General features: G+C 45.3%; 19 protein-coding genes, 1 pseudogene, 1 riboswitch and 1 other annotated feature. Of the genes and pseudogenes, 14 read left to right on the top strand and 6 right to left on the bottom strand.

Annotated elements, in window-relative coordinates; translation table 11 throughout:
• Positions 1 to 434: 434 nt before the first annotated feature.
• The 5 genes from ACTHRG_RS18425 to ACTHRG_RS18405 are packed head-to-tail and all read left to right on the top strand — an operon-like array spanning position 435 to position 5,230.
• Positions 435 to 1,355 carry a S66 peptidase family protein gene (locus ACTHRG_RS18425; protein ID WP_440231751.1) on the top strand — a complete coding sequence of 307 codons (921 nt, stop codon included), beginning with the start codon at positions 435 to 437 and terminating at the stop codon, positions 1,353 to 1,355.
• Positions 1,356 to 1,368: 13 nt separating this feature from the next.
• Positions 1,369 to 2,475 carry a dipeptide epimerase gene (locus tag ACTHRG_RS18420; protein WP_035331882.1) on the top strand — a complete coding sequence of 369 codons (1,107 nt, stop codon included), beginning with the start codon at positions 1,369 to 1,371 and terminating at the stop codon, positions 2,473 to 2,475.
• 25 nt (positions 2,476 to 2,500) lie between these two features.
• The gene (locus tag ACTHRG_RS18415; protein ID WP_440231749.1) at positions 2,501 to 3,430 is read left to right on the top strand and encodes a C40 family peptidase; all 930 of its coding nucleotides are present in this window, start codon (positions 2,501 to 2,503) and stop codon (positions 3,428 to 3,430) included.
• Between the two features lie 2 nt (positions 3,431 to 3,432).
• Complete coding sequence (locus ACTHRG_RS18410; RefSeq protein WP_440231747.1) at positions 3,433 to 4,443, top strand: ABC transporter ATP-binding protein; 1,011 nt, start codon at positions 3,433 to 3,435, stop codon at positions 4,441 to 4,443.
• Position 4,444: 1 nt separating this feature from the next.
• A complete protein-coding gene (locus tag ACTHRG_RS18405; protein WP_440231746.1) occupies positions 4,445 to 5,230 on the top strand; it encodes a serine hydrolase in 786 nt (261 codons plus the stop codon).
• A gap of 62 nt (positions 5,231 to 5,292) precedes the next feature.
• Here the strand turns inward: ACTHRG_RS18405 and ACTHRG_RS18400 are convergent, their stop codons facing one another.
• The 4 genes from ACTHRG_RS18400 to ACTHRG_RS18385 form a co-directional block, all read right to left on the bottom strand.
• A complete protein-coding gene (locus ACTHRG_RS18400; RefSeq protein ID WP_440231745.1) occupies positions 5,293 to 6,018 on the bottom strand; it encodes a YqcI/YcgG family protein in 726 nt (241 codons plus the stop codon).
• A gap of 106 nt (positions 6,019 to 6,124) precedes the next feature.
• Complete coding sequence (locus tag ACTHRG_RS18395) at positions 6,125 to 6,544, bottom strand: DUF4395 domain-containing protein (protein ID WP_076262606.1); 420 nt, start codon at positions 6,542 to 6,544, stop codon at positions 6,125 to 6,127.
• A gap of 597 nt (positions 6,545 to 7,141) precedes the next feature.
• On the bottom strand, positions 7,142 to 8,035 hold the full coding sequence (locus ACTHRG_RS18390) for an EamA family transporter (RefSeq protein ID WP_076262608.1): 894 nt from the start codon (positions 8,033 to 8,035) through the stop codon (positions 7,142 to 7,144).
• Between the two features lie 138 nt (positions 8,036 to 8,173).
• Positions 8,174 to 8,611 carry a Dps family protein gene (locus tag ACTHRG_RS18385; RefSeq protein ID WP_076262610.1) on the bottom strand — a complete coding sequence of 146 codons (438 nt, stop codon included), beginning with the start codon at positions 8,609 to 8,611 and terminating at the stop codon, positions 8,174 to 8,176.
• 166 nt (positions 8,612 to 8,777) lie between these two features.
• Here ACTHRG_RS18385 and ACTHRG_RS18380 point away from each other — a divergent pair, with 166 nt between their 5' ends.
• Complete coding sequence (locus ACTHRG_RS18380) at positions 8,778 to 9,659, top strand: sulfite exporter TauE/SafE family protein (RefSeq protein ID WP_076262612.1); 882 nt, start codon at positions 8,778 to 8,780, stop codon at positions 9,657 to 9,659.
• A 12-nt stretch (positions 9,660 to 9,671) separates the two neighbouring features.
• Here ACTHRG_RS18380 and argS read toward each other — a convergent pair whose 3' ends face one another.
• Together argS and ACTHRG_RS18370 are read right to left on the bottom strand one after the other, a co-directional pair.
• Positions 9,672 to 11,357, bottom strand: coding sequence for an arginine--tRNA ligase (argS, locus tag ACTHRG_RS18375; RefSeq protein ID WP_440231759.1), 1,686 nt, complete (start codon positions 11,355 to 11,357; stop codon positions 9,672 to 9,674).
• A gap of 51 nt (positions 11,358 to 11,408) precedes the next feature.
• Positions 11,409 to 11,665 (bottom strand) — a binding site (T-box leader).
• Between the two features lie 30 nt (positions 11,666 to 11,695).
• Complete coding sequence (locus ACTHRG_RS18370; protein WP_440231744.1) at positions 11,696 to 12,880, bottom strand: FtsW/RodA/SpoVE family cell cycle protein; 1,185 nt, start codon at positions 12,878 to 12,880, stop codon at positions 11,696 to 11,698.
• 490 nt (positions 12,881 to 13,370) lie between these two features.
• Here ACTHRG_RS18370 and ACTHRG_RS18365 point away from each other — a divergent pair, with 490 nt between their 5' ends.
• The 8 genes and pseudogenes from ACTHRG_RS18365 to ACTHRG_RS18330 all read left to right on the top strand — a co-directional run.
• The gene (locus ACTHRG_RS18365; protein WP_440231743.1) at positions 13,371 to 14,147 is read left to right on the top strand and encodes a hypothetical protein; all 777 of its coding nucleotides are present in this window, start codon (positions 13,371 to 13,373) and stop codon (positions 14,145 to 14,147) included.
• A gap of 81 nt (positions 14,148 to 14,228) precedes the next feature.
• Positions 14,229 to 14,433, top strand: a riboswitch (cobalamin riboswitch).
• Between the two features lie 166 nt (positions 14,434 to 14,599).
• On the top strand, positions 14,600 to 15,559 hold the full coding sequence (locus ACTHRG_RS18360) for a helical backbone metal receptor (RefSeq protein ID WP_440231742.1): 960 nt from the start codon (positions 14,600 to 14,602) through the stop codon (positions 15,557 to 15,559).
• Positions 15,525 to 16,577 (top strand): FecCD family ABC transporter permease, encoded by a 1,053-nt coding sequence (locus tag ACTHRG_RS18355; RefSeq protein ID WP_440231741.1) that lies wholly within the window; start codon positions 15,525 to 15,527, stop codon positions 16,575 to 16,577. Before ACTHRG_RS18360 ends, ACTHRG_RS18355 begins: the two co-directional genes overlap by 35 nt.
• A 391-nt stretch (positions 16,578 to 16,968) precedes the next feature.
• The gene (locus ACTHRG_RS18350) at positions 16,969 to 18,441 is read left to right on the top strand and encodes an adenosylcobinamide amidohydrolase (protein WP_076262957.1); all 1,473 of its coding nucleotides are present in this window, start codon (positions 16,969 to 16,971) and stop codon (positions 18,439 to 18,441) included.
• Positions 18,438 to 19,403 (top strand): adenosylcobinamide-phosphate synthase CbiB, encoded by a 966-nt coding sequence (gene cbiB, locus ACTHRG_RS18345; RefSeq protein WP_076262960.1) that lies wholly within the window; start codon positions 18,438 to 18,440, stop codon positions 19,401 to 19,403. The genes ACTHRG_RS18350 and cbiB overlap by 4 nt, the downstream gene beginning before the upstream one ends.
• On the top strand, positions 19,378 to 20,448 hold the full coding sequence (cobD, locus tag ACTHRG_RS18340; RefSeq protein WP_076262964.1) for a threonine-phosphate decarboxylase CobD: 1,071 nt from the start codon (positions 19,378 to 19,380) through the stop codon (positions 20,446 to 20,448). The genes cbiB and cobD overlap by 26 nt, the downstream gene beginning before the upstream one ends.
• Positions 20,430 to 21,005, top strand: a complete 576-nt coding sequence (locus ACTHRG_RS18335) for a bifunctional adenosylcobinamide kinase/adenosylcobinamide-phosphate guanylyltransferase (protein WP_076262966.1) — start codon at positions 20,430 to 20,432, stop codon at positions 21,003 to 21,005. The genes cobD and ACTHRG_RS18335 overlap by 19 nt, the downstream gene beginning before the upstream one ends.
• Positions 21,002 to 21,718 (top strand): annotated as a pseudogene (locus ACTHRG_RS18330) (cobyric acid synthase); the annotation flags it as partial. The gene ACTHRG_RS18335 and the pseudogene ACTHRG_RS18330, both read left to right, overlap by 4 nt.
• Positions 21,719 to 21,725: the final 7 nt, after the last annotated feature.

The following is a 21,725-nucleotide window of genomic DNA, read 5'->3' as shown; positions in this document are numbered from 1 at the left end:
TCCCTTTTTTTCAGAAGTATATTTTTTTTGAAGAATAAGGATCTTTGAACTTTGATAACTGTCTAGCTCCGAGCGCCATCGGCTCGAGGTCTTAAGCTTGGCTAACTGCGGCTCCTAGGGACTCGAGGTCATAAGACGATTCCTTCCAGAAGGAAAGAACACCTTCTTACAGTAATCGTCTTTTGCTTGTCGTCCCTAAGCAGTCGCCTTCGTTTTTCGGACAATCACTTCTGAAGGCAAAAAACGCCTTCTGCCAGCGCTTGTCTTATGCTTGTCGCCGATAAGCGGGCGCTCTGCGCTTTTCGAGATTATTTCCAGAAAAATAATGCATTTTCCCGAAATTTAGCTTATATCCTCGACAATTATTTCATTTCCCAAATAATGCTTTTGCTGCAGGAGCATATAATGCTATAAAACGAAAAGGATGTGACAGCATGGCAATCAAACCTCAGCGCCTGAAAAAAGGTGTTGCGATTGGAATTATAGCACCGGCAAGCCCGCCCAATCAGGAGAACCTGAAACGATCTCTTTCTTTTTTGGAAGAGCTTGGTGTAAAGGTAAAGATGGGCGAGCATGTGACAGATCAATATGGTTACCTGGCCGGGAAGGATGAAGACCGTCTGGCGGATTTACATAACATGTTTGCGGATAAGGAAGTCAAAGCCATCATTTGTGCAGGCGGCGGCTATGGAACCGGGAGAATTGCGTCCCAAATCGACTACAGTCTGATAAAAGAAAACCCGAAAATTTTCTGGGGATACAGCGATATAACATTCCTGCACACAGCCATTCGCCAAGAGACAGGATTGGTCACCTTCCATGGGCCGATGCTCGCCTCTGATATTGGCAAAGAGGATGCGGATCCGCTATCCAAGCAATATTTTAACCAGTTATTTGAGCCGGTCACACTTGACTATCCAGAAGGAATTTCAGAATTGGAGACGATGGTGAACGGGAGTGCCGCGGGTGTCTTAACGGGCGGAAACCTGTCTCTTATGGCCAGTACAATCGGAACACCTTTTGAAATTGATACAAAAGATAAACTTGTGCTTATTGAAGACATTAACGAAGAGCCCCGTGCGGTCGACCGCATGCTAAACCAGCTGCATATGGCCGGGAAGCTTGCGGATGCGGCCGGCTTTATCATTGGGGACTTTAATAATTGTGTTCCGGAAAGAGAACTTTCCCTGGAACTGGATGAAGTTCTGGATACGTATATCAAAAGGGTGAATAAGCCTGCTGTTAAAGGCTTTCATATCGGCCATTGCTCTCCGCATATTTCTGTGCCATTAGGTGTAAGGGCAGAATTGGATGCAGCCGGTAAAAAGCTGACAATCGAAAGCGGAGTTAAGTAAAAGGGTGGTATAGATGAAAATAAACACGATCGAAACATTTAGAGCTGCAGTACCACTGAAAAAACCATTTAAAACAGCTTTGAGAACAGTTGAGACAGCTGAAACGCTTGTTGTAAAAGTAACATGTGATAACGGAATAGCCGGGTGGGGGGAAGCACCACCCACTGTGGTGATCACCGGGGACAGCCTTTCAAGCATAGAGTCAGCCATTCATCATGTATTAAAGCCAATGCTGATCAATAAGAGTCTTCTAAACTATGAGGAGATTTTCCAGGGGATTCAGTCCGCTTTAATAGGAAATTCGAGTGCAAAGGCAGCGGTGGATATGGCTTTATACGATTGTCTTGCACAGCAATGCAAACTGCCTCTTTACCAATTTTTGGGCGGACATAAGAATGAAGTGGAAACGGATTATACAGTAAGCGTCAATGGCCCTGAGGAAATGGGAGAAGATGCCGTTTCCTATGTTCAGCAAGGCTTCGATGTCCTCAAGGTAAAGGTAGGCAAGGATGATATTTTAACAGATATAGAGAGAATACGGGAGATCCGCACCCGGGTAGGATCGAAAATTAAAATCCGCCTGGATGCCAATCAGGGCTGGAAACCAAAGGATGCTATTTATGCCATCCGGAAAATGGAAGCACTGGACTTGAACATTGAGCTTGTCGAACAGCCTGTGAAGGCATGGGATATAGAGGGCCTTAAGCAGGTGACCGATGCGGTTGATACACCGATTATGGCAGACGAAAGTGTCTTTACTCCGAAGCAGGCATTTGAAGTCATTAAAACGCGAAGTGCTGACCTGATTAATATCAAGCTGATGAAATCAGGGGGCATCTATCAGGCGCAGATCATTAATCAGCTCGCTGAAGTATGCGGGATGGAATGCATGGTAGGCAGCATGATTGAAACCAAGATCGGCATTACGGCCGCAGCCCATTTTGCAGCCAGCAAAAAGAATATAACCCGCTTTGATTTTGACGCCCCATTGATGATGGCAAAAGAAATTGTGGAAGGCGGAATCCGCTATTCCGGCCGCAAAATTACCCTGCCATCTGAACCTGGCCTTGGCATTAGAAATGTATCATTGGCAGTGAACAAGCAGGAATTGACATCCTGACAATTTTAAAAAGGAGGAATTCGGTTTGGCAACTAAGCAGAAATGGCTGGTTTCGGTTCCGGCTGCGACCTTGTGGACAGCTAGCGATTCATCAAGAGAAATTGACACTGAAGCCATCACCAACCCAGTTAATCTGGATACCTGGCTTGAAAAGCTCACCTATGAGCCCCGGCTGGAGCTTTGCGACGGGAATCTTGTGCAATCACAAGTTCTGTACGGAGAAGAAGTGATTGTATTGGAGGAGAGAGATGGATGGGTACATGTTATTGTTCCGAGCCAGCCCTCTTCAAAGGACCAGAGAGGGTATCCCGGCTGGTTGCCGAAGGCCCAGCTGACTCAGAATGAAGATTGGAAGCTTGATAGTGAAAAAGCTGCTGTCATCCATAACAAAAAAGCAACACTCTATTCGATTGACAGAGAGCCGGAACTTATTCTAAGTTATCAAACTGTACTTCCAGTCTTGAAAGAAGAAACCGAGTGGGTCCAGGTGCAGACAACTGAAGGAGAAGGATTCTTAAAATCTGCTGACGTGAAGGTCTTTGAATCAATCAAAGCTATACGGAAAGGCAGCGGCAGAGACATCATTGCTGCGGGTGAACAATTTATAGGCCTTCCCTATCTATGGGGCGGCATGAGCAGCTATGGATATGACTGTTCAGGGTTCAGCTATTCGATGTGCAAAGCAAATGGAGTGATCATTCCCCGTGATGCCCATGATCAGGCGGATTCAGGGAAGCCGGTCGAACTGGATGCCATTGAACCAGGGGACCTATTATTCTTTGCTTATGAAGAAGGGAAAGGCAAACTCCATCATGTAGGCATTTATTATGGTGATGGAAAGCTGCTTCATTCTCCAAATACCGGTAAAAACATCGAAGTTATCGACTTGAAAGATACCATCTATGAAAAGGAACTATGTGCAGCTAGACGTTACTGGCAAGAGACGGGGGAATAAACATGGCAAAAGAAGCACTTTTACAGGTCAACAATCTAAAAAAGCATTTTTCAATGGGAAAAGGACAAACCCTGAAGGCTGTTGATGATGTCTCCTTTCATATCAAACAGGGAGAAACATTCGGGATTGTCGGTGAATCCGGCTGCGGAAAATCAACTGCAGGGCGTACCATCATTGGTTTATATAACCGTACAGAAGGTGAAGTCCTGTATGACGGGAAAAATGTCCATAACATGACTGAAAAAGAGAGGTTTGCTTTTCACAGGAAGATGCAGATGATTTTTCAGGATCCGTATGCCTCCTTGAATCCGCGTTCTACCGTACAGGAGATTATTTCCGAGCCCATGGAGGTTCATGGGTTATATCCGAATAAGAAGGAACGGCTTGAGCGGGTCTATCAGCTCCTGGAGGATGTGGGTCTTAACCGCGATCATGCCAACCGTTATCCGCATGAATTCAGCGGCGGACAGAGGCAAAGAATTGGAATTGCCCGTGCTCTTGCGCTGGACCCGGAATTCATTATTGCTGATGAGCCGATCTCAGCACTGGATGTATCGGTACAAGCCCAGGTGGTGAACCTGCTTAAGGGGCTTCAGAAGAAAAAAGGGCTGACCTACTTATTTATCGCCCATGATCTCTCAATGGTTAAGCATATCAGCGACAGAATCGGCGTTATGTACTTAGGGCATCTGGTGGAATTAACCACAAGCGAAAACTTATATAAAAATCCGCTTCACCCCTATACACAGGCCTTGCTGTCGGCGATTCCCATCCCTGACCCTGATGTCGAGGATAACCGGGAAAGAATCATTTTGGAAGGGGAGCTCCCAAGTCCAATGAATCCGCCAAGCGGCTGTGTATTCCGCACGCGGTGTGCTTATGCGATGGAGGCTTGTGCTTCCATGAAGCCTGAGTGGCAGGAGATTGAGAAGGATCACTTTGTGGCCTGCCATTTATATAATGAAAAAGTAACTGGCGACCATAACCGGCCTCAAGTAGCGGTTGCGAAATAAAATGGACTTTCATACTCTTAAGGCGGAAATTCTTACATTGGCCAGCTGCTGTGAAGGCCGCGTTGCCGTATATATCCATACTGAGGATGGTTTCATCGAAAAAGATGCCGATGCCGTTTTCTCTTCAGCCAGCTTAATAAAGGTGCCGATTTTACTTGCGGGACTTTCACAGGCGGAGAAAGGGCTGCTTCAGCTTGAGGAGGAAGTGGAAGTTACTGCTTCAGCCCGGGTTGGCGGATCGGGTGTTTTGCAAGCCATGGCCAGAGATTTGAAGATCAAGGTGACAGACCTAATGACCCTTATGATCATTGTGTCTGATAATACAGCGACTAATCTTATCATTGAACTGCTCGGTATAGAGAAAATCAATCAGCTTTTCAATAATTCGGGGTTTAATAATACATCATTAAACAGAAAGATGATGGATTTTGAAGCACTGAAAAACGGCATTGACAACACCACGACTGCCAGGGATATGGCGTGTGGCATGAAGGCATTGGCAGAACAAAAAATACTATCAGGGAAGTATACTGAAAAAGCACTGTATATATTGGAAAACCAGCAGTTTAAAAACAAACTTGCCAATACGATAGACGAGGAAAAAGTCAAGGTTGCCAATAAAACAGGCGAACTTCCCGGAGTAGAGCATGATTGCGCCATATTTACCCATAAAGGAAAGACAGTCTTCGCTGCAGTACTTGTGGACAGGCTCCAAAATCAGGCAGCCGGTAAAGAAGTATTATCTGCGATCGGCAGCCGCATTAATCAATATATGACACATAAATAAGGAACCGTTCACTGAGAACGGTTCCTTGTTTATTTATGCAGTTTTTGCACCGAACTGCCCGATTATTTATGATGAAAAGGGCATTTCCCTTCGATTGGCTTAACGTCATCACCGATAAAATATTGCTTCCACTCACGGTGTTCGGGATCGCCATAATGGCTGATGTTTGGATGGGTAGGGAGGCCATCCCATTTTTCAACCCGCTCCCTTACTTTTTCCCTGGACATAACGCCGCCTTTAGAGGTGCCTTCTAGACCTTCAAAAATACGGCGCGGCTGGAATCCAAGCACAAGACTGTTGCCTAAATCCCTGGTCTTTCTTTGCTTATATGCAGGCGCATTGCCAAACACAAAGAATGGCTCCTCCGCAAAAGAAAACGCCCATAAATGATGGTCCGGATCTGTCGGATAATCCTTCGGCCACGGTTTAGTATCAACCTTATGCAAATACTGAAGGATATTCCAGAAATTTTCTCTATAATGCTCAAGCGGCTTTTCATCTTTTTCCGGCTCCACAAATACAAATAGGCCATGACGAATAAGCTTTGGTGCGTCAAAGAGCTCGATAAAGGATTCAAGAGCCCCTGGCAGATTAGACCAGTCTTCCTTTGTAATATAGGCATATCTCAATTCGCCGCGCATTTCGGCAGTCATTCCAAAATAGCACGGGAAGGTTTTATCTGTAACTGTATCATGAAATGTTTTATATTCTTGAATAACCCACTCAGGCACAACTTCGGGGTTAGTCATATCTTCTTTTGTTAAAAGAAACTTACTGGCAGTTTTCATTTTTTCACCTCAGAATATTTTACTTATGAAATATGTACCCCTTAAAAAGTCCTTTGAAACTAGCTGGGTGAAAAAGGAAAAGAAAAAGACAGCCTCGATGGCTGCCTTACGATTTTCGGTATTTATATTGGTTAAGCTGAAAGCGGATAAAACAGCCGATGCAAAATCCCAGAATGGCAATAAATGCTGAAAGAGCGACCATAGCTGTAAAAACATACCCTGCAGCTGTCCATCCCAGCAGAAAGCTGATCAGCCCAAGTGCGAGACAGGCAACGGCAATCACCTGATTAAATTGCTGCTGCTCCCAGTCTTCGGGAATGTACTCAGAAGGACTTTTTCTAAGAAAATACCTTGCTGTACGCATAATCGGATTGAAACCGAACAATAGGCCCATTGTACCTGCAAGCAGGGGAATGGCGAGAATCCAGGCTTCTCCGGTAAACCACGAAGCTAAAACACTTAATACGATTGACCATTGATTGGTTCTTACGAGCGGACGGGGAATCGAAACGGGTGTATTTGCCATCTATTTTCCGACCTTTCTCATTGGTTTTATAGGTATTAATAGTTTACTGAAGTTGTTTGATTTTGTGAAGAGAAAAAGCCTGGAAAATAAAAAGTACGATTCAACTTTGGACAGAGAGAGCAGAAGAAGGAGCGCCAGAGTCAGAACCTGGATCAGCTTCAGACACAGAAAGGAGAAAAGAGCCAGTTAGAGTCAGAACACGGCCCAACTTCGGACACAGAAAGGAGAAAAGAGCCAGTCAGAGTCAGAACCCGGGTCAGCTTCAGACACAGAAAGGAGAAAAGAGCCAGTCAGAGTCAGAACCCGGTCCAACTTCGGACACAGAAAGGAGAAAAGAGCGAGTTAGAGTCAGAACCCGGGTCCAACTTCGGACACAGAAAGCAGAAAGAGGAGCGCCAGAGTCAGAACCCGGACCAACTATAGACACAGAAAGCAGAAAAGACCAAGCCAAAGTCCGAACCCAGCTTCACCAGCAATAACCCACCGCAAAACACCGGCTTACAAAGAAAAAAGACCCTGGAATGACATCCAAAGCCTCCTTTCGTCAAGCAGGTCGCCGCCCCAGGCGGTACCCAGCGAATCCCGCCATAAAAAATCCTACGTGCTCAAACGATCCTTTGCTGCTTTTCTAAATGAAAACTGCGGTATGCTGATTCCAATCAGGATCAGCACAATCCCGAAAGTCTGTGCTTCTGATATCCTTTCCCCAAGGATCAGCATAGCGGCAGCAACAGCTGCCGGAAGTTCGGCAGAGCCTACAATTGTGGCAAGCCCTGAATCTAAGTGGGGTGAACCGATTGCAAAGAAGACAATAGGGAAAATAGCGCCAAACAATGCCATCAGCAGTCCGAATTTCCATAGGCCCCCAAGCTGAATGCCGCCGCTTATTAAGACGGGACCTGAAACAGCTGCAACCAGAAGAAGTCCGCCAAATGTGATGAAGATGCTCCTCTGTATGGTTGGAATTCCTTTGCCTGCTTTACCGCTTGCAAAAATGAACACGGCAAATGTAACCGCAGATAATAAGCCATAAATCAGGCCATCTGCTTGAATAGCATGTGACCCGGAATTAATCAGGTTGCTTGCAAATACCGTTCCTATAATAAGCAGGATCGAAGAAATGATTTTTGCTTTGCTGGGCATCTTTCTTTCATATAATGCTTCAAAAAGAATTCCAATCCAGGTGAACTGAAATAAAAGAACAACAGCGATGGAGGCCGGGTTCCGATCAAGGCTCATTCCATACAGAATGCCCGTTAAGCTTAAGGAGGCACCGGTCAATAACAAAGCTGCTGCTTGTGTAAGGGTGATTTTCGTTCTTTTGATAAATGGGAAAGAAAGCAATAATAAAAGGAGCCCAATTAAATATTGGCTTCCGGTCAGTTCGGGAACAGAGTGGCCGGCCTGAAGTCCCAGTTTAACAATGGATGCCAGAACGCCGTAACTGCATGCGCCGAGAAAAATAAAGAATGAATATTTTAAGTTTGCCATTATGGAGACTCCTTTCCGAAATAAAAATGAAGCAATCAGATAAATCATAACACCTTAGAGTGTCCAAAGGGCAAAAATTTTTTCAGCACAAAAATAAGAGCCAGTGATCATTCTCACTGACTCTCTTGCCAAAATCGATTATTCTCCTAAGTAGGCTTGCAGCATCCAAATATGCGTATCCAATTTTTCCATTAACCCGATGGCGAAATCGGCTGTCACTTGATCTTCCCGTTCCTCTGCAAGCTGGGCTAAAGAGATTAATTGTTCCTTAATATGTTTATAATCCGAAGCAAGAGCAGCAACCATGTCTTCTGCTTTCTTTTCCCCATTAGATTCTTCAAGAGTCGTAATGCTTAGGAATTCCTTCAAGCTTGCTGCAGGTAAACCGCCGATTGCAAGCAGGCGTTCCGCTGCCTCATCTACAACTTCCGCCGCTTCATTATATAATTCTTCGAACTTTTCATGAAGGGTAAAGAAAAGAGGGCCTTTTACAAACCAGTGGTAGCGGTGCAATTTCGTATATAGGACACTCCAGTTAGCTATTTGTACGTTTAATGCATCATATAATTTTTCCATCGTAATTCCCCCTAAGTAATTTATATACTAATTATAACAAATACTAAATTATAATCAATACTTATTTATAATTATTATAAATAAAGAACAACAGTATAACCGTTGCCAATTATGGTAAAGTGATATAGTACGGATTAATAGCAGAGACAGTTAGTGAGGAATATAAATGGAATATGTTTTCTTTATTATTCTCGGAGCGCTTATCAGTGTGCTCTCGGGGTTTTTTGGGGTAGGCGGGGGATTCATTCTTACTCCAACGCTTATGCTTTTTGGTTTTTCTCCAGTAGAAGCGATCACCACGAGTTTACTGTTTTCGATTGGGACGTCCCTTTCAGGCATCTCCGCTCATATCAGGCTGAAGAATATAAGGCTTAAGCAGGGGCTGATACTTGGATTAAGCGGAATGGCAGCTACTCAGGCCGCCCATCCATTTGTTCTGTTTCTTGAGAATAAAGGCTGGGACACGTGGGCCGTGCCCGTTTTTTATATCATATTGCTGTCTTATTTTGCTTTGAGCATGCTGAAAAGAAGGGAAAAATCAGCCAATGCTGTTCACTCTTCTGAACATTCGCCTTCCATTGTGAAGATGGTGCTGATTGGATTTTTTGCAGGATTTGTTTCTACTACATTAGGGGTGGGCGGCGGTTTTATTATGGTGCCTTTATCGGTCGCCTATTTAGGGATGATGCCGAAAAATGCGGTAGGGACCAGCTTGTTTGCTGTCATGTTAATCGTATCCGCAGGCTTCCTGTCCTACGTTTCCACTGTCAGCATTGATTATTGGATTGGCCTTTCACTCGTAGGAGGAGGGCTCATTGGCTCACAGTTTGGTGCGAAACTTACCTCCTATTTTGAGAACGAAGAGATTACTTATATGCTTGGTGCCTTATATATGGCGACAGTCGCCAGTGTGATTCTGAAATTAATACATTTGAATTATACCGGTTTAGTGCTGATGGCCATTTTTGTCGGCGGATTTCTGGTAAGAAGCCTTGTGAAAATGCAGAAAGCCAAAGCCCGGACAAAGGCAAAAAGGGAGAGGCCATAACGGCTTCTCCTTTTACATTTGCCGGGGCACCTTCATGCCGAGTGTCTGCATTCCATCTGTAAGAACAATGGTGACTGCTTTGACGAGGGCAAGTCTTGCCTGGATGCCGGCATCCTTCTCCAGTATTCTTACCTGTCCGTAATATTTATTGAAAGCCTGGGCAACATCAATCAGAAATTTAGCGAAAACGGAAGGGGAAAGCTGCCGATAAGATTGTCTGATTTTCTCAGGATATTGATAGAGCAGCTTAATAATTTCCCAGCTGTAAGGATCGGATAGCCCGCTTGCGGCAGATGGTATATCATCTGCCTTGCGGAGCAGGGAATAGGCCCGTGCATTGGTATATTGCAGATAAGGACCTGTCTCTCCTTCAAATGTCAGCATATCTTCAAGTGAAAATTCAATATTGTTCATGCGGTCATTTTTCAGATCATGGAACAAAATGGCTCCGATGCCGACTGCTTCAGCGACTTCATTTTTATTTTCCAGACCGGGATTTTTAGCCTCGATACTGTTCTTTGCGAGAAGAACTGCTTCATCCAGAACCTCCTCCAGAAGGATGACTCTTCCTTTTCTGGTAGACATCTTTTTTCCATCTTTTAAGTAGAGGCCGAACGGAACATGTTTCATACTGTCCGCCCACTCATAGCCCATCTTTTTGATCACGCTTTTGACCTGCCTGAAATGGATGCTTTGTTCCTGGCCGACAATATATAGGGAGTGATCAAATTGATAGTTTTCCCTTCTGTAAAAAGCCGCAGCCAGATCGCGTGTTGCATAAAGAGTCGCTCCGTCGGATTTTTTGATTAGGCATGGAGGCAGGTCTTCATCAGGCAGCTGAACGACCTCTGCACCATCAGACTCAGCCAGCAGATCTTTTGCCATCAGCTCATCTATGACGGGTTTCATTTTATCGTTATAAAAAGCTTCCCCATTGTATGAGTTGAAATGGATGCCAAGCCTGTCATAAACCCGCTGGAATTCCTTCAATGATTCATCTCTAAACCAATTCCAGAGGGCTTGTGCTTCTTTATTTCCGTTTTCAAGCTCTTTGAACCAGGAACGTGCCTCATCTTCAAGCGATGGATCTGCCTCTGCTTCTGCATGGAACCGTATATAAAGGCTGAGCAGCTCCCTGATCGGATGTTCCTTCACTTTATCCGGATTCCCCCACTTTTTATAAGCGGTGATCAGCTTGCCGAATTGTGTGCCCCAGTCGCCTAAGTGGTTAATTCTGACCGCTGTATAACCGCATTTTTCGGCGAGGTTTCCGAGGGCATTTCCAATGACGGTTGATCGCAGATGACCCATGGAAAAAGGCTTTGCGATGTTGGGCGAAGAGAAATCAAGCACGGCTGTTTTGCCTGCACCATCCTTCAGCAGTCCAAATTCCTTTCCTTCTTTCAGGATTTTTTCCAGTATGATTGCACCTGCAGCACCTTTGGAAAAAAAGATATTAATGTATGGCCCGGCAGCTTCAGCTCTTTCAATATACGATCCTTTTATCTGGAAAGCGGTCTCTTCTGCAATGGAGGCAGGGGATTTCCTGAATGCTTTTGCCAGTGTGAAACAGGGAAAAGCAAGATCACCATGTACCGGATTCTTTGGCGTTTCGATTAAGTCTGAAATGGCTTTCTCAGAAAGATGCCCATTCAGCACAGATGCCAGCTGTGCTGCGAATATAGCTTTGAAATCCATCATTTAAAACACACACCCCCTGAAAAATAAAGAAGCCCGCCTCTATATAAATATAGAGACGAGCTGAATCTGCCCGCGGTACCACTCTGATTGTCCAAAGGACCTCTTGCGAAAGGACGTTTCATATTAGTAGAACACATTCCTTTAGGGATTTGGTAACGGGACTCCTTACCCGGCACAGCCTACTTTTCTTTCAGCTATGCATCTCCGAAGTGCGCTTCACAAATAGGATTTCCGACAGGCTTGCACCGGCCCTGTCTCGCTTATAGGAAAGAGCCCTTTGCTACTCTCTTCATCATAGACACTAAATATATTACTGTTATTATACGCGGCTGGAATTATTTTGCAACATAATTTGAATCGGTTGAGAACATATAGGTTCTATGATGGTAGCGAATGCTGAATATCAGTCCCATGGCCATCATGTTTCCCATAAGTGAGCTTCCGCCGTAGCTGATAAACGGCAGCGGAATGCCGGTGATTGGCAGAACCTGAATGGTCATTCCGATATTTTGAAAAACATGGAAGGTGATCATGCTGATGACCCCTACGCAAATATAGGTATTAAAAGGATCAGACGTCTCAAGGCCAGTTTTCGTTAAATGATAGATAAGCAGAAAGAAAAGGCTGATTACGACACTGGCGCCGAAGAAGCCATACTCCTCTCCAATGACGCTAAAGATAAAATCAGTGTGGGCATCCGGCACATATACCTGCCTGTCGGTAAAGCCTTTACCGGAAATTAATCCCGAGCCGATAGCGAGCATGGAATTATACAGCTGCATTCCGGCCCCCTGCTTATGATTGACCGGGTCAAGCCAGGAATAAATCCTGCTGAACTGATAGGGGTCAATCCCAAGGTATTTCTCTAAAATCTCCGGTGCTATGATCACCAGGTATAGAACCGTTCCTGCTAAAGCACCCAGGATTCCATAAATCGGAACAAGAATTTTCCAGGTGATTCCGGATACCAGGATGATTCCTGCTAATATCGCGATGATGACAAGGGCAGTACCCAGGTCTTCGATAATAATCAATCCTAATGGAGGCAATGTGGCTGCCCCTAGTTTAATTAGGAGATAAAAGTCCGTTCCGGCTGTCTTAGCCTGATACTTCAGATGGTGGTCAGCGATGATTTTGCTGAGGGCGATAATAAGGAACACCTTTACAAATTCAGAAGGCTGCACTGAACCGAGTCCGGGAATGATATACCACAATGTAGCCCCTTTGCGCTCTGGTGCAATGCTTTCCGGTGCAATGAATAGCCCGATAAGCAATAGGATGCCTAAACCGTATAGCAGCCATGTGAGTCTCCGGATTTGCTCGCTGTCAAAATACATGACAATCCCTACAATGACGGCACCTACAATATAATTTTTGATTTGTGAGATAACAAAATTCCCTTCATATTGATTGGAGGATTGTCCGCTGTAAATCGCAATGCAGCTGATGAGAAAAAACAGCAGCAGAAGAAAGCATAACGTCCAATCGAATCGGTCTGAGAATCTATTATTCTGGTTCATTATATACACCTGGTTTCTTTACCTTTTTACATTTTTATCGCAGTCTAACGGGCAGTAAGACCCCACATCTAGAATCAGATGAATCAAGGGAGAATAAGTGGGGGTCAAACTGCCCGTAAAGGCCCGAAAAGAAGAACAAAGACTAAAAACGCCACATCCTGTGGCAACGTCTTTGTGACCCACTTCCTGTGGGCCTCAACTAACAATCAGCCGGGAGAAAAGCACTCCCTGCTGATTGAAGTTTCACTTTATCCTATCAAAGGAAAAATTAACCTTACAATGGAGAAAGAGATTTCACTAGTTAGACGAATATATTATGATGTTGGTTTCCTGTATTTTCAAAAAAAACGGATTAAAAATTTTTTCTCATCTGGAAAGATATTTTCAGATATTTTTGCTACAATAAGAGGATAAAATACTGGAAGTTTGGCAGACAGTTTCATAAGAAGCTGTCTTTTATCAATTAGGCTACGGTTCGGGGGTTTCGTCATTGAAAAGAAGGAATCAAACTATTCGTGATCTCATCTACATCCACCTTAATGAACAGGATCAGTATGTGATGACTTATGGAATTGAGTTTGCAGAGTTTGCCCAGACTCTTTCAGATTCTATTAATAATCTGCTGCTGTTAAAGCATCGTTTTGAACATGGGGACTTTAATACTCACACGATGTTCGATTATGTATCAAGGGACAAGCTGGGCAGGCTGGTTGGGGATGATGTATACGGCTATGGCGATTTTTGCTGGATCGACTTCGAGGAAGAGGAAGCGGTGAATGAGCTTCCCGGCCAGACCATTGCGGAACTTCTTTATCTCGGCCATGTCAAAGAACATCTTAAGCTGCCTTTTTACAATTATCTGAGCAACCGGTATGTGTACCTTGCTCATGATGATGGCTGGTTTAACCGCACATATTACCGCGATCTGAACGATTTTTACCGTATGCTTGGAGAAGTGATCCCCGGGAAAATGGAACAGATGAAGGTAGAAAAAACGCTCCTTGGCATTAAAAAGAAAAAGACGTATCCTCCAATCACCAGAGATGTCCTGCTTTCATTAAAGCCCCTTATGAAAGAAGGAGCGGTCCTTTCCATTAAGGATATTGAACAGAATCGGGTCAGGATTGAGATTCCTATTTGGATTATTGGTGATTTTGCGAATATGGATGATATGTATGATGAGTATGAAGCCATAGTGAAAGAGCCATGTGAGGCGAAGATTGTGTTCGATAAGAAGACAAGGGAATGGAAAATATACTCGCGTTAGAATTCTGAACTTTTTTACAACATTCAGCAAATTTCTATTACTTTTTCTGCGGGATGGTGTATAATCGGAAATAGAAAATTTTATAACCGCAATAGAACAGGTGTCTTCTCAAAAGGGCTTTAAAGCAAGCGCTTTTGAAGACTTAATAGGGAAGCTGGTGAAATTCCAGCGCGGTCCCGCCACTGTAAATGGTAGCTGTCTGCAAATCCACTGTACACCCAAGTATGGGAAGGAGCAGAACGCATTGACCATGAGCCAGGAGACCTGCCTGATTCTTAAGCACCCATAAACCTACGAGGATAGGGAGGTGTTTGGTCCGGCCATCTATTCTGCATTTTTTAAATGACCATACCAACATCTCCTTGCCGTTCGAGGGGATGTTTTTTTATTTTAAAACGGTGGTGACAGGCACCACTCGAATTCTGTCGAAAGTTCTAGGAGGATTGCTGAGAATGAGAAAGTTTTATGCATTTTTATTAACTATGCTGTTTGCTGCAGGATTGCTTGCAGGCTGCGGCGGGAGTGCTGAACAGCCAAAAGAAGAGAAAAAGGTTGAGGAAGGGCAGAATGCTGCATTTCCTGTAACGATAAATGACGCGCTGGATAATGAAGTGGTCATTGAAGCCAAGCCTGAAAGAATCGTTTCCGTGATTCCAAGTAACACTGAAATAGCATTCGAGTTGGGGCTGGGAGAAGAAGTGGTTGGGGTCTCCGACTTTGATAACTACCCGCCAGAAGCCGCAGAAAAGGAAAAGGTTGGAGGCTTGGAATTTAATGTAGAGAAAGTGATCTCTTTAAACCCCGACCTTGTTCTTGCCCATGCTTCAAGCGCACAAAGTTCGGAAGCAGGTCTTCAGCAATTAAAGGATGCGGGTGTGACCGTCCTTGTTGTCAATGACGCGAAGAGCTTTGATCAGGTTTTTGAATCCATTGAAATGATTGGAACGGCAGCGGGAGAGAAAGAAAAAGCAGAAACACTTGTGTCAGACATGAAGAGCCAGCTTGAGGAAATCAAAACAAAAGCGAATGGGATAAAAGAAGAGGACCGCAAATCGGTAATGGTTGAAGTTTCACCTGCTCCAGAAATCTATGCAGCAGGCACTGAGACATTTATGGACGAAATGCTGAGTGCCATCAACGCGGAAAATATTATTTCGGAAGAAGGATGGCCGAAGATGGATCCGGAAGCGATTATCGAACGAAATCCGGACGTGATCATCACAACTCATGGCTATTACACTGAAGATGCTGTCGGCAATGTCTTAAGCCGGGATGGCTGGCAGGATATTACCGCAGTGAAAAATAAGCAGGTTGCCGATGTTGATTCCGATATGGTAACCCGCTCTGGCCCTCGTATTATTGAAGGAGTCGAAGAACTTGCAAAAGCAGTATATCCGGACGTATTTAAATAATAAATTACTGGCTTATGTAACAGCAGCAGCTTTCCTGCTTTGTGCCATGCTGATGGGGATTTCAATTGGAACAGTGTCCATTCATCCCATGACGATCATCAGAGTAATAAGCGCTGAGATTTTTCCCTTTGTTTCATTGGAAAACACAGATAGCATGCATGCAAATATCATTATGGACATCAGGCTTCCGCGCGTATTGCTGGCAGGCTTGGTTGGGGCGTCTCTTGCCATTGCGGGAGCCGCCTTTCAAGGTTTATTAAGAAACCCGCTGGCAGATCCATATACCATTGGAGTTTCTTCCGGGGCTTCACTCGGTGCAGTTTTAACCTTGTTCTTTGGCTTATCCATTCCCTTTGCAGGAATGTTTACGCTGCCTTTATTCAGCATCTTATTTTCCTTTTTAACCATTTTTGCTGTCTTGCTTTTTGCGAGAAATATTGAAAGATCCATGAAAGTGGAAACGATTATTTTAACGGGCATTATCTTCAGTTCTTTTCTTGGCGCTCTAATTTCTCTGATGATTGCTCTGACTGGTGAAGAGCTAAGACAGATCATCGGCTGGCTTCTTGGAAGTGTGTCGATGAGAGGCTGGGCGTATATTAACATTATCCTTCCCTTCTTTGTGATAGGTGCGGTTCTTCTGTTAGTAAACAGCAAAGAGCTTAATGCTATGAGCTTCGGAGAGGAAAAGGCCCGGCATATCGGGGTGGACGTTCAGAAGAGAAAGATGATGGTCCTGATAGCAGGCTCCATCTTAACGGGTGCGGCTGTTGCTGTGTCTGGAACGATCGGGTTTGTCGGACTTGTGATTCCCCATCTGGCCAGGATGTTATGGGGACCGGATCATAGGCATTTGCTGCCGCTATCCATTCTGGTGGGAGCAGGTTTCCTTATTATTGCCGATCTGGTTTCACGGACGATCATTGCCCCTGCCGAGCTTCCGATCGGTGTGATTACAGCCTTAATCGGTGCACCTGCTTTTGGGGTTATTTTAATGAAAAGAAGGAATAAACTTTAAGCGCATAAGGGCGTTTTGCGCTTTTCTAAATTGTAAGAAAGTACAACTTTGAACTTAGGTAACTGTCTAGCTCCAGCGCCTACCCCCTCGAGGTCACAAGCTTGTCTTGTTGCGGCTCCTAGGGACTCGGGGTCATAAGCCGTTTCCTTTCAGAAGGAAAAACGCCTTCTTACAGGAACCGTCTTATGCCTGTCGTCCCTGGGCAGTCGCCTCCACATTTCGGGCAATCCTCCCAAAAAGGCAAATAACGCCTTTCTGTGAGGCTCGTCTTGTGCTTGAGGCCCGCAGGATGCGGGTCATGCAGACGTTGCCACAGGACGTGGCGATCTTAGTCTGCGTTCCTTCGGGGCAAGGCGCTTGCGCTTTTCTGTTCAGAAAGAAGTGGTAAATCATGCTAAGAGTCCAGCAAATCACTGGCGGGTATGCCGGTGCGCCGGTTGTAAAAAATATCAGCTTTGAAGTGGAAAAAGGGGAGCTTTTCGGGATATTGGGGCCGAATGGAAGCGGCAAGACGACGATTCTGAAGATGCTGAGCGGCATTTTGCCCCATACATCAGGTGATATTGTGATCAAAGGTAAGAACCTTTCAGAATATACACCGAAAGAACTGGCGAAAATCATGGCTGTTCTGCCCCAGCATTCCTCTCAGGCCTTTTCATATACCGTAAAGGAAACCGTTTCCCTTGGCCGCTATGCTCATCAAAAGGGCTGGTTCCAGAGCTGGACCAGCAAGGATGAAGAAGCGGTTAACCGGGTTATGGAACAGACGGGCATCTCCCGATTTCAGGATGCTGATATTCAGCAATTATCCGGCGGGGAAAGACAGAGGGTGTTTTTAGCACAGGCCCTTGCCCAGGAGCCGGAAATATTATTGCTGGATGAGCCGACGAACCATCTCGATTTGTCTTATCAAAAAGAACTGCTTGATCTCCTCTCCGTATGGTCAAAGGACTGCGGACTGACGGTGATCTCCATCTTCCATGATTTGAATCTGGCCGGCCTGTACTGTGACCGCCTATTGCTGCTGGAGAATGGTGAAGTCAATATTAACCATGTTCCTAATGAGGTTTTAAAAGAAGGGCGGATACGGGAGGTTTACAGGACGAAGATCGAGAAGCTGCCGCATCCAAGAGTGGCGGCCCCTCAGATGGTGCTGGTGCCTGAGCGCTCACAGGCAGAAAGCCAATTAGAGAAGCGCATCGATCCAGCCAGCCTGGAGGTACGGGAGGATTTGCTGGTCCTTCGCTCGCCATTTCCGCTTAAAACCATGTCTTCAGGTGTAACCGGATCGGGGACTGGCTGGAATCGGATTTTTCTTAACCGGCATGTGAGCAAGAATTATGACTGCAGCGATCATCGGGCAGAGATGGCGGAATTTGTACGGGAAATCGGCTTTGAACCCGGGGAAACTGTGGGGATGATGACCGCTGTATATATTGAGGATTACAGCAGCCAATTTTATGAAGAAGATACATTCTCTGTGTATGTGGTCGTGACAGCCGGTGTCGGCAATGCGGTTGATGCTTCGAAAAGTGAAGAGCATTCCTATCATCTGACTCCAGGTACAATCAATACTTGGATTTTCGTTAATGGCCATCTTACAGAGGAAGCCTTTATCCAATCCATTATGACCGCAACCGAGGCTAAGACCAGAGCACTAAATGATCAGAAAGTTATAGATGCCGTCACAGGGACGATAGCGACCGGAACATCAACTGACAGTATTTTGATTGCCGCCGCACAGCAGGGAGAAAACCTGGAGTATGCGGGTACCATTACACCGCTTGGCAAAGTGATTGGCAAGGGTGTCTACGAATGTACCGTTGAGGCGATAAAAAAATCGCAAAGCAGGATAAAAAGATGATTTTATATCACCTGTTCGCGCTAACCTTTGCCTGGTTACTGGATAAGCTGATAGGGGATCCGCCAAACTGGCCGCATCCGGTCAGGTGGATGGGTGCCCTGATACATAAACTGGAACAAGCTCTGAATAAAGGCCGCTTTAGAAAATTAAAAGGGAGCCTCGTGCTATTAATCGTGGTGCTGGCAGCAGGTGGCATCACCCTTTTCATTACCCGGCTCTTCTATGAAATTCATCCGATCGCAGGCATCCTGGCAGAAGGAATTCTTATATTCACAGCCATTGCTCAAAAGAGTTTAAAAGAGGCAGCGCTGGAGGTATATGAGCCTCTGGCAAAAGGGGATATGGAAGCAGCAAGAGTAAAGCTTTCATACATTGTCGGCAGGGATACAGATCGGCTGGATGAACCAGGCATTGTCCGGGCTGCCGTGGAGACAGTGGCGGAAAACACAAGTGATGGCATTACTGCTCCGTTACTTTGGGCCATGATTGGCGGTGCACCGCTGGCTCTGATCTACCGGGCCATTAATACATGTGATTCAATGGTTGGCCACATGAATGAACGATATATGGATTTTGGATGGGCTTCTGCTAAAGCGGATGATATCGTAAACTGGATTCCAAGCCGGATGACATCGGTTTGCATCATGCTCACACAAAAGCCGGAGTATGCTCCATATGGGGAGGCATGGGCAATCCTTTTAAGAGATGCACCGAAGCATCCGAGCCCGAATAGCGGCTGGGGGGAAGCGGCTGTTGCAGCACTTCTGGGGGTGCAGCTGGGCGGAATCAATTTTTATAAGGATGTCATCTCTAACCGTGCGACAATGGGGAAGCCAATGGTTATGCTTGAAAAAGAACATATCATAAAAAGTATCTCGATTATGAACAAAGCAGTTTTCCTATTTTTGCTTCTATTATGGACAGGAGGGATGTTTCTTGATCTGGCCTTCACACGGATCTAATCCGCAATATTTATATGAAGCGATGGATAAGCAAATGCCTGAGGAGCGGATTGATTTCAGTGCCAATATCAATCCCCTGGGCCCTCCCAGTGAATTAAAAGACAGGTGGGGAAGCCTATTCCCCTATATAACCGATTATCCGGATCCACATGGAGTGCTTTTAAAAAGCAAACTGGCGGCTGCAGAAGGGATAAAGGAAACACAGATTCTGGTGGGAAATGGAGGCGCCGAGCTGATTACCCTGATTGGCAGGATGATAGCAGGGAAACATGCACTGATTATTCAGCCGGCTTTTTCGGAATATGAAGAGGCTTGCCGGGTTAATAATTGTACAGTCTCTTATTATCAGCTGGAGCCTGAAGATTGGAATCTGAATATGGAAGCGCTATCCGAAAGTCTTAAAGCTGCTGATGCTATTTTCTTCTGCAACCCAAATAATCCGACAGGCGTCTACTACCCTAAAGATTTGGTGGAGAAGCTGATAGAGAAGTGTCAGATTCACAGCTGCCTGCTTATTATGGATGAAGCTTTTTATGACTTTGCCTTGGACTATCAATCTATTGTAATAGGAAAGGATTCAAATGTTGTGGTGCTGCGCTCCATGACGAAGATGTTTTCGATACCCGGCCTGCGCCTTGGATACATGATGGCAGGTGAGAGATTGATTGAAAGAGCGGCTGCTCTGAAACCGCACTGGAGCGTGAATGCCCTTGCTTTAAAAGCAGGAGAGTGGTGTCTGGACAGCAAGAAACATGTCAGGCTGACAAAGAATTTGATCCGGCAGGAGAGAGAGAGGCTGGTTTCATTTTACCGGAATTTGAATTTTGCTGTTTCTCCTTCTGCCGTAAACTTTTATTTATTAAGGGATCCCCGCATGGATGAGCAGCTGATTTTATTTCAATTTTTACTGGAAAAGGGAATTATCCCGAGGCACACGATGAATTTCCCCGGCCTGGAAGGAAGATGGCTGCGTTTTGCGATTAAGGGGCCGAAAGACAATGATGTGCTGATGGAGGCGATGAAAGAATGGCGGAAAGTTCGCTGATTTTTATCACGGGTGGCGTGCGGAGCGGAAAAAGCTCATTTGCAGAGAGGACTGCTTCCAGGCTCGCAGAGAAAACAGACGGAAAGCTTCATTACATTGCTGCCGGAAAAGCATACGATTCCGAGATGAAGGCGCGGATTCAGAGGCATCAGGATGACCGGGATAAGAGCGGCTTGGGCTGGAAAACCTGGGAGAAGCCTTCCGCCCTTGAAGAGATCTCGGGAAACTTTACCCATAAGGATATCATTCTTTTCGATTGCCTGACCACTCTCTTGAATAATGAGCTTTTTAGAGCGGAGGATAGTTGGCGGTCCAGAGAATTCCAGGAAAAACTTTCATCAGATATTCTCCAGGCCATCAACGAAATCCGCCAAAAAGGCAGGACCTTGATCATAGTCAGCAATGAAGTCCTGAATGAGCCAATTGGCGAAAACAAATTGGTATTTACATATGCGAAACTATTGGGGATGCTCCACAGGAAAATCGTAAAGATGGCTGATGAAGCCTATCTTGTTGAAGCAGGCATTCCTATTCAAATGAAAGGAGAGCCGGCATGAAAGGGATCATGATTCAGGGGACTTCATCCGATGTCGGGAAAAGCCTGATTGCTACTGCTCTTTGCAGGGCATTTGCAAATGAAGGATATCGAGTAGCTCCATTTAAATCTCAGAATATGTGCAACTATACGTATCAAACCAAAAAAGGAAAGGAAATCGGCAGAGCGCAGGGACTGCAGGCAGAGGCCGCCAAGACTGAAGCGAACGAATGGATGAATCCCATCTTACTTAAGCCTATGCCCGGCTGCCAATCCGAGGTTATCATGCTTGGGGATCATGCAGAAGTTGTTTTAGGAAGCTCTTATCAGAGTGATTATTATAAAAAGGGCCTTGAAGCAATTACGCTGTCACTTCAGAAATTGCAGGAGAAGTATGAGATTCTGGTACTGGAAGGAGCAGGGAGCCCGGTCGAGATCAATTTAAAGGAAAAAGAGCTTGCTAATATGAAGGCTGCGGAAATGGCGGATGTTCCCGTGATTTTGGCAGCGGACATTGAAAGAGGCGGAATTTTCGCAAGTATAATCGGAACGCTGGAGCTATTAAGTCCTCAGGAGCGAGACCGGGTAAAAGGCATCATTATTAATAAATTTCATGGGAATCCGGAGCTTTTTGAGGACGGGAAAAGCTGGATAGAAGAAAAAACCGGGCTTCCGGTACTTGCTGTTCTCCCTTACATAGGCCAGCATGGAATTCCTGTTGAAGATTCCCTTTCTGATGGAC

It is taken from the genome of Cytobacillus sp. SAFR-174 (assembly GCF_051964675.1).
In the GTDB taxonomy this organism is placed as follows: Bacteria; Bacillota; Bacilli; order Bacillales; family Cytobacillaceae; genus Cytobacillus.
Note: the sequence above shows the minus strand (reverse complement) of the source record. Positions and strands in the feature narration are given on the sequence as shown.